The sequence below is a fragment of the Rathayibacter sp. AY1E8 genome (genome assembly GCF_002931415.1).
Classification (GTDB): domain Bacteria; phylum Actinomycetota; class Actinomycetes; order Actinomycetales; family Microbacteriaceae; genus Rathayibacter.
Genome location: NZ_PSVI01000074.1, coordinates 1 through 13485, shown reverse-complemented (window position 1 = coordinate 13485; position 13485 = coordinate 1). Strand labels below are relative to the sequence as shown.

Genomic DNA, 13485 nt, shown 5'->3' with positions numbered 1-13485 from the left:
CGGGTCTCGCCTCGCAGCCCCTCGTCCGAGAGCGACGGCACCACGACCAGGTCCGACTTCCCCACGTTCGCCAGCGCCTGCGCGTACTCGACGACCGCCCGGCGGCCCATCTCCTCGTGCGGCAGCGCCACGGTCGTCAGCCCGGGGCGGAGGTAGGCGGCCAGCTCGTCGTCGTCGAACGACACCACGGCGACGTCGCCGGGGATCGAGAGCCCCGCCTCCGCGACCGCCTGGTAGGCCGCCTCACGCCGAGCGGCTTCGGGCACGACGGCGCGGGCGGACAGGTCGCCTTCGCCGACCCGGACGCGGGAGTCGGCTTCGCGTTCCTCACCAACCGGATGGAGGGGGTCGGCGACGTGCGCGCGACCCGCGTCGTCGAGGCGCTCGCGACCGCGCTGCGACTGCCCGTTCCGCGCGGACTCTGACCCCTCCGCGCCACCCCCGTCAAGGGGTGGGGCGCCCGGTCGGCGCCGTCCTAGCGTCGGGGGACGGGCCGACCGGAGGGGCGGTCCGGGATCCAGGGGAGGGCGAGATGCAGAAGCTGTACTACGCGAGCGGATTCGTGCTGCTGGGCGACGAGGTGTGCTCGGCGGTCGTCGAGTACGCGCAGGCGCTGGCGAACGTGGGGAAGTCGGACCTGGTCGTGGTGCCGTCGCTCTCGGACGAGGGGCTGCGAGGCGAGACCCGTCTCCTGGTCGGACCGGCCAGCCAGCTCTTCACCAGCCCGGCGCTCGACCGCGGCGTCGACCTCGACGATCCGGAGGCGGTGGAGTCGATGCGCGAGAAGACCCGACGGCTCCAGCCCGCGCGGCCGACCGTGCAGCCGCGCGGCGAGGGCGACGACAGCGAGGACGACGGCGGGACCGACTACCTCTGACGCCTCAGGTGTCGAGCGTGGTGCTGGGGCGCTCGCCGAAGCGGTGGGCGTACGAGGCCGAGAACCGGCCGAGGTGCGCGAAGCCCCAGCGCCGTGCGACCTCGCTGACGCTGACGACTCCGGACTCGCCCGCCCGCAGCTCCTTCTGCACGCCGTCCAGCCGGATCCGCCGCAGGTAGTCGACCGCGGTGAAGCCGAACTCGCGCCGGAACTCGGTCTGCAGCGTCCGCAGGCCGATGCCCGCCGCGTCGGCGATCTGCTCGGTCCGGAGCGGCTCGTGGGCGTGCTCGTACATGTACTCGATCGCCTGGCGGAGGCGCCCCGAGCGGGGTACTCCGAGGTCGCCGGGAGTGTCCAGCGTCGAGTGCGGGAAGGTCTCGAGCAGGGCGACGGCGACCGCGCGGTCGGCCTCGCGGCGCAGCAGCGGCGAGCTGTCGGCGTCGTAGATCACCCGGGCGACCGTCGCGACGGTCGCCGACCAGCGCCGCAGCGCCGCGCCCTCGGGTCGTGCGGTGGTGTCGAAGAGGAGGGGGCCGCGGGTGCCCTCGACCTCCTCCGCGATGCCCTCGAGGTACGCGCCGTCGAAGTGGATGAGGTTTTGGCGGTAGTCGTGGAACTCGAACCGGCTGGGACGGTCGTTGACGAAGATCGCCGGCTGCCCGAATCCGAGGGTCACCGCGTCGCCGTCGAGATCGGTGACGCCCGCGCCGGCGGTCAGCCACGAGACGACGTACTCGCCCTCGGTCTGGATCGAGCCCTGCACGGAGCCGGCGAACTGGCTGCCGCGGAGCGTCACATCGCCGTCGCCGACGGAGGTGTAGCGGTACGAGAAGTCCTCGCCGGGCTCGACGACGAAGCGGTGCCCGTTGTACGACTGCTCGAAGAGGGCCCGCGCCTGCTCGATGTCACGCCCGCCGATGTCGGAGCGCATGACCTCGTCCTTCTCGTTCATCCCGATCAGGGTCGCACGAGGAGCGCTCCTCACCGCGTGCCCCGAACGGGGAATTCGTTAAGCGGATAAACCAGTCGCGGGTCCGGCGGCGCGGGTCATGGCCTGGACGGTCGCCGCCTGGAACTGCGTGAGCAGCACCACGGTGTGCCGCGCTCCGGCTTCCACGGCGAGCGAGAAGGTGGCGCCGGCCGGAGTGGCCCGCCAGGAGCGGATGTCGCGGGTGCCGACGCGGGTCGAGTCGCCGGTGCCGGCGCTCCGCAGCACCAGGGAGTCGGGCAGCACGCAGAGCGCGCCCGTCACGCCGTCGACAGTGGAGGAGCACTCGAAGCCTGCGTCGTCGCGCACTGCACCGGCGAGCTCGACGAAGTCGGTGACCTCCATCGGCTCGTCGTCGTCGCGCCTGGACACGGCGCGCTCAGGCAGCGTGCGTGAGCCCGGAGGACTCGGGCTGCTGCGCCGGCTCGGTGACGATCCGCAGGCCCCGGCCGCTGTTGGCCTCCTCCATCAGTGCGCGCACCCAGGTGGCGTTGATCGCCGGCATGCGGCTTCCGTGGAACGAGAACTGGAGGGGGATGGTCGGGTGCAGCCAGAGCGTCTGGCGTCCGGTGCCGTGCGCGCTCGAGGCGTCGAGCTGGAAGGCGAACGCCTCGTCGCGGCGGAACTTGTTGATCATGACGATCTGGAGGTGCGCGAGCGCGCGGTCGTCGATCTCGTGCGAGGTGGGGGGAGTGCCGTAGAGGAGAGCGCCCATGGTGCGTGCCGCCGTTCTGTGCTGTGTCGCGGGTGCCGACCGCGACGGTGGGGTGCCCCGGCGAGTGCCGCCGGGAGGGGGAGTGCGAGATGGTGGGGGGTGTTCGTGGGGAGCAGGACCCGGGGTGTGCTGTGCCGCCGAGTCGAGTGTCCGGAGTGTCGATCCGGGGGTGCCGTGCTCCGGGATGTCGAGCCCGGATGCCGTCGCGCCGAGCCGTCGATCCCCGCTGACGCCTGCTCTGCAGGCCCGTGGAGTCGGGCGGTCGGGCCGTCCCTCCGGCTGTTCTCCGAAAGTACGCCCCTCGTTCGGAGGGCACGTGTCGCTATCCGGAATGCGAAGCAGTGGCTCCGGCCGCCGGGCGGACTCCCAGCCGGGCGACTCCGGGGCTCAGTTGCGGGTGCCTCCGAAGGGCGGGGCGGCTGCGTCGAGACACCGTGCTCGTGCGCGAGACACCGACTCGGCAGTGAGGTGCCGGGCGGGCCGGCAGTGTCTCGGCAGGGCGGGGCAGGTGTCGGTGGGTGCTCGGACGGGAGTGAGGCCCCCTGCGTAGGCGCTGCGCGAGCTCCTGCGGCGAGACGCTGCTCTCGTGCGAGAGGCGCCGCCTTCCGCGGTGGTGTCTCGCCGGGTTGGCGGTGTCTCGGCAAGTCGGCGGGAGGAGGAGGGTGCGCTCCTGCGCGAGTCGTCGCGCCACCGCTCCGGCGGGGGTGCCGACGCTCAGAAGGCGTAGCGGACGCGGCAGTAGGGGAGGCGCTCGGCGAGGAGGGCGCGGAAGCGGTCGAGGGCCGCGCGCTTGAGGTCGCGTCGGTAGCGGATGTTGACGGCGCCGTTCTCGGAGACCTTCTGCTCCTGGCGTCCCGGCTGCCAGAGCAGCGACTCCGCCTTCGGGTGCCAGCCGAGGTTCACCTCGTGCAGGCCCCCGTTGTGGGTGAGGAGGATCACCTCGGCCGCGAGCTGCGCCTTCGCCCGCGAGTGGAGGGCGGCGTCGAGCTGGTCGAAGAGCTCGGTCCAGTCCTGCTGCCAGGTCTCGGTGAGGATCACGGGCGAGAAGTTGACGTGCACCTCGTAGCCGGCGTCGACGAAGTCGTTGATCGCCGCGATCCGCTCGGCCATCGGCGAGGTGCGGATGTCGGTGACCTTCGCCGTCTCGGCGGGCATCAGCGAGAACCGGATGCGCGTGCGCCCGAGCGGGTCCCACTCGAGGAGCTCGCGGTTGACGTACTTGGTCGCGAAGGACGCCTTGGCGGTGGGCGACATCCGGAACAGCTCGCAGAGGTCGCGGACGTTCTCGCTCAGCAGCGCGTCGACGGAGCAGTCGCTGTTCTCGCCGATGTCGTAGACCCAGGCCTCCGGGTCGCACTGGTTCGCCTCGGCCTTGGGGCCCTGCTTGGCGATGTGCCGGGCCAGGTGGCGCTGGATCTGCTCGATGTTCGTGAAGAGCGTGATCGGGTTGCTGTAGCCCTTCCTCCGTGGCACGTAGCAGTAGACGCACGCCATGGCGCAGCCGTTGGCGGTGGAGGGGGCGATGAAGTCGGCCGAGCGGCCGTTCGGGCGCGTGACGAGCGACTTCTTCACCCCGAGCACGAGCGCCTCCGTCTTGATGCGCACCCAGCGCGCGACGTTCGCCTCGTCGCCGTGCACCTCCGGGATCAGCCAGTGCGACTCGACGGGAACGATCTCGGCGCCCGGCCATCGCGCCACGACCTCCTGCCCGCGGGGCAGCTCGAGCGCGGCCGGCTCGGCGTAGATCCGCCGGATGTCGAGCAGGCGCCGCTCGCGGACCTGCGCGGACGCGGGGCTCGGAGCGGTGTCGGACATGAGTCCGTTCTATCGGCGACCACCGACATCCGCTGGGCAGAGCCGTCGCCCGCCGCGCAGGTCCTCCGCCCGCCTGCAGGCACCGTTCCGCCGCTCCCTCAGGATGGAGGCATGCCCTCCTCCGCCGACCGCTTCCGCCGCGCCGCCGTCGAGCTCGCGCAGACCTCCGAGCGGCAGGTCGAGTGGGCGCTCGCCGTCGCTGACGACGCGCGCCTCCTCGCCCTGATTGACGAGCTGCCCGCGCAGCACCGGCAGCCGTCCCTGCTCTTCTCGGTCGCGCGGCTGCTCGGCGTGCCCGACGTCGACGGCGCCGGATTCGCCGCGTGGCTCCGGAGCGAGTGGGCGCGGGTGGCGCCGGTCGCCGCCGAGCGGAGGACGCAGACCAACGAGGCGCTGCGGTGTGCGCCCCTGGTCGCAGCGCTGGAGCGGATCACGGAGCCCGGCGAGCCGGTGGCGCTCGTCGAGATCGGCGCCTCCGCGGGGCTCTGCCTGGCGCCGGAGCGGTACTCCTACGCCTTCACGGCGAGCGACGGCGAGACGCGGCTCGGGTCGGGCGCGCCTCTGCTGCGGTGCGCGGTGAGCGGAGGCGCGGCGCCGGCACGGCTGCCGGTCGTCGCGTGGCGCCGGGGGCTCGACCTGGCGCCGCTCGACGTCCGCTCGCCCGAGGACGTCGCCTGGCTGGAAGCGCTGCTCCCGCCCGACCGCCCGGAGCGGACCGCGCGGCTCCGCTCGGCCGTGGAGACTCTGCAGGACGACCCGCCGACGATCGTCGCGGGCGATGCGGCCGCCGAGCTGCCCGCCCTGCTCGACGCGGTGCCGCCGGGTCTGCGGACGGTCGTCGTCTCGCTCGGGACCCTGGTCTACCTTCCGTGGGCCGCGCGCGAGAGCGTCCTGGCGACGGTCGCCGATCGCGGCGCGAGCCTGGTGACGCTCGAGGCGGAGGCGCTGCTCCCGCACCTCGTCGCCGCGCGCGGGGACCGCACGGCTCCCGAGCCGACGCCGTTCCTGCTCGCCGCCGACGGCGTCCCGCTCGCGAGCGCGGCCGCCCACGGCGGCACCCTCTCCTGGCTGGCCTGAGGCGCGCTCCCGCGCCGTGTGCGGGCTGCCCGATGCTCGGGAGGTGCCCGGCGCCCGGTGCCCGCTCCGCCCCGGCGCTCGACCCGCGCCCACTGTTCAAGAGTTGTCGCACTCAGCGTCGAGTGCGACAACTCCTGGACTCTCGCGGAGGAGCGAGCGTCGAAGCCCGAAGCCCGAAGCCCGAAGCCCGAAGCCCAACGCGCAGCGACCAGCGCTCTGAGCTCAGGCGCTCGGCCCGATCGTCCGCCCACTGTTCAAGAGTTGCCGCACTCAGCGTCGAGTGCGACAACTCCTGGACAGTCGCGAAGGAGAGGGCGTCGAAATGCAGCGCTGAGAGCTCGGAGCTCGGAGTCGCGGCGCTCGACCCGCGCCCACTGTTCAAGAGTTGTCGCACTCGGCGTCGAGTGCGACGACTCCTGGACTCTCGCGGAGGGGAGGACGGCCGAGCGCAGGACTCAGAGCTCAGAGCCAGAGCTCAGAGCGTCCAGCGTCCAGCGTCCAGCGCCCTACAGTCCGTCGACGACGAGCTGCGTCGCGCGCGGGACGTACGAGGTGTTCGTCGTCGGGTCCCAGCCCACGAGCGCGACCGCGTCGCCGCCGACGCGCGCGGTGATGCCCACGAGCGAGAACGGCTTGCCGCCCACGGCTCCGGACACCTTCCAGCCGAGCGTCTCGTCGGCGCCGGTCAGCGTCTGCTCGGTGCGCTCGACGGTCGTCTCGACCGGCACGCCCTGCATCGCGAAGAGCGTCGAGCCGGAGGCGCAGCGCGTGGTCGCGTCGGTGGCGCTCGCGAGGAGCGAGGCGGCCGCGTCGGCGGTGCCGGTGCTCGACACGACGGCGGTCATGGAGCGGTCGGCGCTGGTGCCGTACGAGAGTCCGGCGGCGGGCTGCGCGGTGTCCCAGCCCAGGCCGAACGGCGAGAGGCAGCTCGCGTCGGTCGCGGTGAGGCCGGGGTAGATCGAGTCGAGCATCTCCTGGATGCTCGCGTACTCGCCGGGCACGAACTGCACCCCGGTCAGCACGGCGGCCACCTGCTCGCCGGTCTTCTGAGCGGTGTCGGCGGTCGGGGCGGCGGCCGTCGCGGTGGCGGACGGGGCGGCCGACGACGAGGGGAGCGTCGGAGTGAACGGGCGGAGGGTCGATCCGCTCGTCGCGGTCCCTGAGCAGCCCGAGAGGGCGAGCAGCAGCGCGCCTCCGATCAGAGTCGTGCGCAGCAGTGTCCTGGACATCATGTCTCCCCCTTCGCCCGCCGGCGCTGCACCGGGGCGCCTGAGGCTAGCAGAGCCTCGCGTCCCGGAGGCGGCCCGGCGCCGCCCGCAGGACGGGGCGACCCGGTGGCGCCCGCAGACCGGAGGCGGTCCGGCAGCGCGTGCGGATCGGAGTCGGCCCGGCCCTGCCCGCACGACGGAGCCCGGAACCCCGAACCCACGCCTCCGACGGCCGCTCCCGCCGCCTCCGCTCCGCAGCTCAGATCTCGGTGTGCCCGAGCTCGGCTCCCGCGAGCAGGCGGATCTCCGGCTCGGCGATGCCCTCCAGCTCCAGCACCACGACGCGGTTGCGGCCGGCGCGGGTGACCGGCGAGGGGACGATCAGCGTCCGCTGCGGTCCGCGACGCCAGTAGCGCCCGAGGAGGAAGCCGTTCACCCAGACCAGTCCCTTGCCCCAGTGCAGCGTGTCCACGTACAGGTCGGCCTGCTCGTCGAGGTCGAACGAGCCGGAGGCGAGCTGCGGTCCGGCCGAGAACGCCGGTGCCGCGACGGCCAGGTCGGGGAGGCACTCCAGCGCGAGGGCACGCGCCGCCCAGCCGGTCAGCGCGGCGTCGTCGAGCGTCACGCCTCCGATCAGGCCCTTGTGCTCGCCGATGCGCGTGCCGTAGTTCACCCGGCCCTGGTTCTCGACCAGGATCGCGAGCTCGCCGCGCCCGCTCGGCAGAGTCAGCGCCCGCTCGTGGTGGTCGCGCGCCAGCACGCCCACCGGCACGCCGTCCAGCAGCACCCAGGCGCGGTCGCGCACCTCCTCGCCCACCACGAGGCGGGCCGGAGCGGAGGAGCCGTCGAGCGTCGTCGTGAAGAGCACGAAGCCGTCGTCGTGGCCGAGGTCGTCGAAGCTGGCCATCGCGTCGAGGTGCGCGGCCGGTCCGAACGCCTGGCCGAGGCCGAGGAGCGCCGGGCCGGGGACGAGCGGAGCGGTCAGGGCGGGGGCCGGCGGGCGCACCGCGGGCACCTCCTCCGGCACCGGCGCGTAGCGCGCGATGACGTCGCGGAACGCCCAGAACTTCGCGGTCGGGTCGCCGCCCTCGTCGAGCGGGGCGTCGTAGTCGTAGCTCGTCGTGATCGCGGCGTAGCGGCCCTTGTCGTTCGCGCCGCTGGTCAGGCCGAAGTTGGTGCCGCCGTGGAACATGTAGATGTTGACCGAGCCGCCGGCCGCGAGCAGCGTGTCGAGCTCCTGGGCGGAGGCGTCGGCGTCCGTCGTGTGGTGCTGGGTGCCCCAGTCGTCGAACCAGCCGCACCAGAACTCCATGCACATCAGCGGGCCGGTGGGCTGGAACTCGCGCAGCGTCGCGAGGCGCTCCGTGGTCCGCGAGCCGAACGAGCCGGTCAGGTGCAGGCCCGGCAGGCTGCCGTCGGCGAGCATCTGCGGAGTGGGCTGGTCGATGGTGGTCAGCGGCACCGTGATGCCGGAGTCGCGGGTCACCCGCACGAGCTCGGCGAGGTACTCCTTGTCGGAGCCGTACGCGCCGTACTCGTTCTCGATCTGCACGAGGACCACGGGCCCGCCGGCGTCGATCTGGCGCGGGGCCACGATCGAGTACACGCGGCGCAGGTAGTCGCTGACCGCGGCGAGGTAGTTCGGCTCCGAGCGGCGCACGCCCACCTCGGGGTCGCGGAAGAGCCAGGCCGGGAGGGCGCCGTTGTCCCACTCCGCGCAGATGTAGGGGCCGGGACGCACGATCGCGTGCATGCCCTCGGCGGCGATCAGGTCGAGGAAGCGGCCCAGGTCGAGCCCGGCGTCCTCGCGCCACTCGCCGCGGCGCGGCTCGTGCGCGTTCCAGGCGACGTAGGTCTCGATGGTGTTCAGGCCCATCAGGCGGGCCTTGCGGATCCGATCGGCCCAGAGGTCCGGGTGGATGCGGAAGTAGTGCAGCGCCCCCGACAGGATGCGGTGCGGGCGGCCGTCGAGCTCGAAGTCGGCGGTGCCGATGGCGAAGCGGCTCTCGGGAGCGGTGGTCATCTGGATCCCCCTCAGGATCGGTGCCCGGTGTGTCCGAGCGTGAGAACGACGCGGGGCCGACCGGAGCGATCCGGCCGGCCCCGCGTCGAGCAGTGGTGCTACTCCGAGACGGTGAAGCCCTGCGCGTTGCCGTACTGGACGAGCTTGCTCTGCCAGTCGGCGAGGCCCTGGTCGAGGCTGGTGCCGTTGGCGTACGCCTGGCCGACGGTGTCGCCGAAGACGCTGTTCGCGTACACCTGGTAGGGCAGGTACGACCAGCCGGAGCGGACGTCCTTCGAGGCCTGGGTCAGCACCTCGTTGATCTTCTGGCCGCCGAAGTACTCCGACTCCTGACCGGTGAAGTCCGAGCTGTCGAGGTCGGCCGTGGTCGACGGGAATCCGCCGCTCTGCAGGAAGACGTCGACCGAGGCCTGGTCGCTGTTCAGCCAGCGCAGGAACGCGGCGGCCAGCGCCGGGTTCTCGCTCTGCTTGGTGACGGACTGGCCGCCACCGCCGTTCTCGGCGCTGACGGCGGTGCCGTCGTAGGTCGGGATCGGCGCGACGGCCCAGTCGCCGGAGGCGTCGGGGACGCTGGACTCCAGCACGCCGGGCATCCAGGCGCCCGTCACCAGGGAGGCGATGGAGCCGTCGGCGAGGCCCTTGTACCACTCGTCGCCCCAGGCGGGGGTGTCCGAGAGCAGCTTCTTCTCGACGAGCTGGTTCCAGACGCCGGTCCACTTGGCGGTGCCCTCGTCGGCGAGGTCGATCTTCACGTCCGTGCCGTCGGTGGTGAACGGCTCGCCGCCCGCCTGCCAGATCATGCTGGTCGCGAAGCCGGCGTCGCCGGTGTCAGCGGTGATGTACTTCGACGGGTCGGCGGTGTGCAGCTTCTCGGCCGCGGCCACGTACTCGTCCCAGGTGGCGGGGACGGCGATGCCGTACTGGTCGAAGACGGTCTTGTTGTAGAACAGCGCCATGGGGCCCGAGTCCTGCGGGAGTCCGACGAGCTTGCCGTCGATGTTGACGCTGCCCCAGGTGGAGGCGGAGTACTTGTCCTCGAGGTCGCCCATGCCGTACTGCGACAGGTCGAGGAGCGAGTCCGACAGCGCGAACTGCGGCATGGCGTAGTACTCGATCTGGACGACGTCGGGGGCGCCCGAGCCGGCCTTGATCGCGTTCTCGAGCTTGGTGTACTCGTCCTTGTTGGTGCCGGCGTTGACGAGCTCGACGTCGACCTTGGGGTAGGCCTTCTCGAACGCGGCGACCTGCGCCTCGGCGCTGGGGGTCCAGCTCCAGTACGTGATCTTGCCACCGGCCTCGAGGGCGGAGTCGAGGTCGGCGGCGGAGCCGGCGCTCGTGGTCGTGCCGCCACCGGAGGTGGACGAGCAGGCCGCGAGGGAGCCGGCGGCCAGGGCCGCGACGGCCGCGACCGTCAGGGTCCGCCTGAGGGCGGAACGGGCGATCTTCATGGTGGTGTTTCCCTTCACTTCTTCGTGCTGCGGGTGCTGTGGACGGGGCAGGACGCTCCGGCCGGGGGATGGGTAGGGGGAGGGCTCAGCCCTTGACGCTGCCGGCGCTCAGACCGGACTGCCAGAAGCGCTGGAGTCCGAGGAAGGCGACGACGATGGGGATGATCGTGAGGAGCGAGCCCGTGATCACGAGGTTGTAGATCGGCTGCGCGCTGACGCCGGTGGCCTGCGCGTTCCACTGGTTGAGGCCGACGGTGAGCGGGTACCAGGTGGGGTCGCTCAGCATGATCAGCGGGAGGAAGTAGTTGTTCCAGGTCGCGACGACCGAGAACAGCAGCACGGTCACGATGCCGGGGGCGAGGAGGCGGATGGAGATGGTGAAGAAGGTGCGGAACTCGCCCGCCCCGTCCATCCGCGCCGCTTCGAGCAGCTCGGTCGGCACCGACTCCACCGCGTAGACCCACACCAGGTACAGGCCGAACGGGCTGATCAGCGAGGGGATGATGATCGCCCACGGGGTGTTGGTCAGGCCGAGCTGGCTGAACATGAGGAACGTCGGGACGGCGAGGGCCGTGCCGGGGACCGCGATCGCTCCGAGCACCACGGCGAAGACCGCCTTGCGGCCCGTGAAGCGGAACTTCGCGAGGCCGTAGCCGGCGAGCGTGGCCAGGAGCGTCGCTCCTCCGGCGCCGACGACGACGTAGAGCAGGGTGTTGCCGAGCCAGCGGAGGAAGATCCCGTCGCGGTAGCTGAGGGTGTCGGCGATGTTCTGGAAGAAGACGAAGTCGCCGTCGAACCAGAGGCCGAAGCTCGAGAGCAGGCCGGCCTGCGTCTTCGTCGCGTTGATGACCAGCCAGGCCAGCGGCACGAGGCTGTAGAGGATGAAGACCGACATCAGCAGGGTGAAGGCGATCGACTTCTTGGGCTGCACCGAGGAGCCGCGGCGGGCGGCCGGGCGCTTCGGGGCGCGGGCGGGCGTCCGGGGAGCGGTCGCGAGGGCCATCAGTTCTCCTTCCGCGCGCCGCGGAGCTGCACGACGTAGGCGATCACCGCGGTGATCACGCCCATGACGATGGCGACCGTGGCCGACGCGTTGTACTGCTGACCGGCGAAGGACAGGTTGTAGGCGTACATGTTCGGGGTGAAGTAGGTGGTGATGATGTTCGGCGCCAGCGTCCGGAGGATGTTCGGCTCGTTGAACAGCTGGAAGCTGCCGATGATCGAGAAGATCGTGGCGATGACGATCGCGCCGCGCAGGGCGGGCAGCTTGATCGAGCGGATGACGCGCATCGGGCCGGCGCCGTCGATCTCGGCCGCCTCGTAGAGCTCGCCGGGGATCGTCTTCAGCGCGGAGTAGAAGATGAGCATGTTGTAGCCCACGAACTCCCACGTGACGATGTTGCCGATCGAGGCGAGGATCCAGTCGCGCGAGAAGGGCTGGACGACGTCGGAGCCGAGCAGGTCGTTGACGTTCGCGGCCAGGCCGAAGTTGTCGCCGTAGATGAAGCCCCACATCAGCACCGCGACGACCGCGGGGACGGCGTAGGGGAGGAAGACCACGATGCGGAAGAAGCCGGTGCCGTGGAGGCGGCCGCTGTCGATCGCGAGCGCCGCGACGAGGGCCAGCACGAGCATCACGGGGACCTGCACGACGAGGAACAGCAGGACGCGGCCGAAGCCCTCCCAGAAGTTCGGGTCGGTGAAGATCGCGGCGTAGTTCGCGAAGCCGACGAAGGAGTTGCCGCCCACCAGCTGCTCGCGGAAGAGGCTGAGGTAGATCGAGTAGACGACCGGGGCGATGAAGACCAGGAGGAAGACGACGAGGAAGGGGGCGACGAACGCCAGGCCCTTCCACTCGCTCTTCGCCCGCGACTTCGGGGCCGCGAGGGGGGACGCCGGAGGGGCGACCTCGCTCAGCGGGACGGGGGGAGACGTCGTCGTCATGGGATTCCGTTCGGGGAGTAGTGCGGGCCCGCCATGTTCACGTCAACATGGCAGAGCGTCACCGTAGCATGTCCACGTCGCCACCCGCGACTGTTCCTGCGTCACGGTTCGGCGCACGATGCACCACGGCTGACGGGCGGCGCGCTATAAAGGGAAGCCCATGTCACTCGAGACCGACCGCCCGTCCCCGTCCACCCGGCCGCGACGCGGCGTCTCGATGGCCGACGTGGCCCGGCGCGCGAACGTCTCGGGCCAGACGGTCTCGCGGGTGTCGAACGGCAAGCAGAACGTCGACGGCGAGACGCGCGAGCGGGTCCTCGAGGCGATGCGGGCCCTCGGTTACCGGCCCAACAGCGCGGCGCGGGCCCTGCGGACGGGCCGCTTCCACAGCATCGGCGTGATCATGTTCACGCTGTCCTCGTTCGGCAACATGCGCACCCTCGACGCCATCGCGATCGCGGCCGCCGACGCGGGTTACTCGATCACCCTCATCCCCGTCTCCCACCCCACCCAGGGCGAGGTGTCGGTCGCGTTCCACCGGCTGAGCGAGGAGGCGGTCGACGGCGTCATCATCATCGTCGAGGCGCACCTGCTCGACGAGGCCGACATCGTCCTCCCGCCGGACCTGCCCGTGGTGGTCGTCGACTCCGCCGGCGGCGAGAAGTACCCGGTGGTCGACACCGACCAGATGTCGGGCGCCCGCCAGGCCGTCGAGCACCTGCTCGGGCTCGGCCATCGCACCGTGCACCACATCGCCGGCCCCGACCGCTCCTACTCTGCCGAGCGCCGCCACGAGGCGTGGGAGTCGACCCTGATCGAGCGCGGCGCCCCGGTGCCGGAGGTGCTGGTCGGCGACTGGTCCACCGACTCCGGCTACCGCCTCGGCAAGCGGCTCGCCGCCGATCCGGAGGTCACCGCGATCTTCGCCGCCAACGACCAGATGGCGCTCGGCGTGCTGCGCGCCCTGCACGAGGCCGGACGCGCCGTGCCCGGCGAGGTGAGCGTCGCGGGCTTCGACGACATGCAGGAGTCGGCGAGCTTCTGGCCGCCTCTCACGACGGTGCGCCAGTTCTTCGGGGACACGGGCCGCCGCTCGGTCGACATCCTCCTGCGCGAGCTCGAGTCGGGCGAGCGCACCGGCGTCTCGCTCGTGCCGACCCGCCTCATCGTCCGCGAGAGCACCGGCCCGGCCCCCGCCGCCTCCTGACGCTTCCGCGGAGCCGGCCCGCGGAGCCCGCCCGCCTGCCCTTCACGCTGATCGAGGAGCCGGCCCCGCCGGTGTACCGAGATCCCCTGCACGTACTGCGGGGTGACGGCCGCGTCGTCGATCACGACGCCCGCCGTCTTAGCGCTCGCCTTCAGGGCGGCGGTGAGGATGTCATCGACAACC

The 13485-nt window shown here is 71.8% G+C and carries 12 protein-coding genes and 3 pseudogenes; 4 read left to right on the top strand and 11 right to left on the bottom strand.

The genetic code is table 11. From position 1 onward, the window contains the following. Positions 1 to 239 (bottom strand): annotated as a pseudogene (locus C5C74_RS18075) (substrate-binding domain-containing protein); the annotation flags it as partial. Here C5C74_RS18075 and C5C74_RS18070 point away from each other — a divergent pair. Together C5C74_RS18070 and C5C74_RS15640 are read left to right on the top strand one after the other, a co-directional pair. Beyond that, positions 141 to 425 (top strand): annotated as a pseudogene (locus C5C74_RS18070) (serine hydrolase); the annotation flags it as partial. The pseudogenes C5C74_RS18075 and C5C74_RS18070 sit on opposite strands and share 99 nt — an antisense overlap. 107 nt (positions 426 to 532) lie before the next feature. Further along, positions 533 to 877 (top strand): hypothetical protein, encoded by a 345-nt coding sequence (locus C5C74_RS15640; RefSeq protein ID WP_104223414.1) that lies wholly within the window; start codon positions 533 to 535, stop codon positions 875 to 877. 4 nt (positions 878 to 881) lie between these two features. Here the strand turns inward: C5C74_RS15640 and C5C74_RS15635 are convergent, their stop codons facing one another. The 4 genes from C5C74_RS15635 to C5C74_RS15620 form a co-directional block, all read right to left on the bottom strand. Beyond that, positions 882 to 1829: an AraC family transcriptional regulator gene (locus C5C74_RS15635; RefSeq protein ID WP_104223413.1), complete on the bottom strand. Its 948-nt coding sequence runs from the start codon at positions 1827 to 1829 to the stop codon at positions 882 to 884. 57 nt (positions 1830 to 1886) lie between these two features. Continuing rightward, positions 1887 to 2237 (bottom strand): hypothetical protein, encoded by a 351-nt coding sequence (locus C5C74_RS15630; RefSeq protein ID WP_104248052.1) that lies wholly within the window; start codon positions 2235 to 2237, stop codon positions 1887 to 1889. Positions 2238 to 2244: 7 nt separating this feature from the next. Beyond that, positions 2245 to 2580: an ATP-dependent DNA ligase gene (locus tag C5C74_RS15625; protein ID WP_104223411.1), complete on the bottom strand. Its 336-nt coding sequence runs from the start codon at positions 2578 to 2580 to the stop codon at positions 2245 to 2247. Between the two features lie 714 nt (positions 2581 to 3294). Continuing rightward, entirely contained in the window at positions 3295 to 4395 is a 1101-nt protein-coding gene (locus tag C5C74_RS15620; RefSeq protein WP_104351859.1) for a spore photoproduct lyase family protein, read from the bottom strand. Between the two features lie 111 nt (positions 4396 to 4506). Here C5C74_RS15620 and C5C74_RS15615 point away from each other — a divergent pair, with 111 nt between their 5' ends. After that, complete coding sequence (locus C5C74_RS15615) at positions 4507 to 5472, top strand: DUF2332 domain-containing protein (protein WP_104319963.1); 966 nt, start codon at positions 4507 to 4509, stop codon at positions 5470 to 5472. Positions 5473 to 5978: 506 nt separating this feature from the next. Here the strand turns inward: C5C74_RS15615 and C5C74_RS15610 are convergent. From C5C74_RS15610 to C5C74_RS15590, 5 genes are all read right to left on the bottom strand, one after another. Beyond that, positions 5979 to 6704, bottom strand: a complete 726-nt coding sequence (locus tag C5C74_RS15610) for a hypothetical protein (RefSeq protein ID WP_104351858.1) — start codon at positions 6702 to 6704, stop codon at positions 5979 to 5981. A 235-nt stretch (positions 6705 to 6939) separates the two neighbouring features. Continuing rightward, positions 6940 to 8703, bottom strand: coding sequence for a beta-galactosidase family protein (locus C5C74_RS15605; RefSeq protein ID WP_104325609.1), 1764 nt, complete (start codon positions 8701 to 8703; stop codon positions 6940 to 6942). A gap of 98 nt (positions 8704 to 8801) precedes the next feature. Further along, positions 8802 to 10151 carry a sugar ABC transporter substrate-binding protein gene (locus C5C74_RS15600; RefSeq protein ID WP_104223423.1) on the bottom strand — a complete coding sequence of 450 codons (1350 nt, stop codon included), beginning with the start codon at positions 10149 to 10151 and terminating at the stop codon, positions 8802 to 8804. 85 nt (positions 10152 to 10236) lie between these two features. Beyond that, a complete protein-coding gene (locus C5C74_RS15595; RefSeq protein ID WP_258062773.1) occupies positions 10237 to 11046 on the bottom strand; it encodes a carbohydrate ABC transporter permease in 810 nt (269 codons plus the stop codon). Between the two features lie 107 nt (positions 11047 to 11153). Next, positions 11154 to 12095, bottom strand: a complete 942-nt coding sequence (locus C5C74_RS15590) for a carbohydrate ABC transporter permease (protein ID WP_104223405.1) — start codon at positions 12093 to 12095, stop codon at positions 11154 to 11156. A 160-nt stretch (positions 12096 to 12255) separates the two neighbouring features. On the opposite strand from C5C74_RS15590, the gene C5C74_RS15585 reads away from it, so the two are divergent. Continuing rightward, positions 12256 to 13302: a LacI family DNA-binding transcriptional regulator gene (locus C5C74_RS15585; protein ID WP_146076621.1), complete on the top strand. Its 1047-nt coding sequence runs from the start codon at positions 12256 to 12258 to the stop codon at positions 13300 to 13302. 68 nt (positions 13303 to 13370) lie between these two features. Here C5C74_RS15585 and C5C74_RS15580 read toward each other — a convergent pair. Then, positions 13371 to 13485: pseudogene (locus C5C74_RS15580) on the bottom strand (DUF808 family protein); the annotation flags it as partial.

Bases quoted from the DNA above. Each gene is read 5' to 3' on its own strand.
- C5C74_RS15640 (WP_104223414.1), top strand. From the start codon at position 533: ATGCAGAAGCTGTACTACGCGAGCGGATTCGTGCTGCTGGGCGACGAG.
- C5C74_RS15635 (WP_104223413.1), bottom strand. From the start codon at position 1,829: ATGAACGAGAAGGACGAGGTCATGCGCTCCGACATCGGCGGGCGTGAC.
- C5C74_RS15625 (WP_104223411.1), bottom strand. From the start codon at position 2,580: ATGGGCGCTCTCCTCTACGGCACTCCCCCCACCTCGCACGAGATCGAC.
- C5C74_RS15620 (WP_104351859.1), bottom strand. From the start codon at position 4,395: ATGTCCGACACCGCTCCGAGCCCCGCGTCCGCGCAGGTCCGCGAGCGG.
- C5C74_RS15615 (WP_104319963.1), top strand. From the start codon at position 4,507: ATGCCCTCCTCCGCCGACCGCTTCCGCCGCGCCGCCGTCGAGCTCGCG.
- C5C74_RS15610 (WP_104351858.1), bottom strand. From the start codon at position 6,704: ATGATGTCCAGGACACTGCTGCGCACGACTCTGATCGGAGGCGCGCTG.
- C5C74_RS15605 (WP_104325609.1), bottom strand. From the start codon at position 8,703: ATGACCACCGCTCCCGAGAGCCGCTTCGCCATCGGCACCGCCGACTTC.
- C5C74_RS15600 (WP_104223423.1), bottom strand. From the start codon at position 10,151: ATGAAGATCGCCCGTTCCGCCCTCAGGCGGACCCTGACGGTCGCGGCC.
- C5C74_RS15595 (WP_258062773.1), bottom strand. From the start codon at position 11,046: ATGTCGGTCTTCATCCTCTACAGCCTCGTGCCGCTGGCCTGGCTGGTC.
- C5C74_RS15590 (WP_104223405.1), bottom strand. From the start codon at position 12,095: ATGACGACGACGTCTCCCCCCGTCCCGCTGAGCGAGGTCGCCCCTCCG.
- C5C74_RS15585 (WP_146076621.1), top strand. From the start codon at position 12,256: ATGTCACTCGAGACCGACCGCCCGTCCCCGTCCACCCGGCCGCGACGC.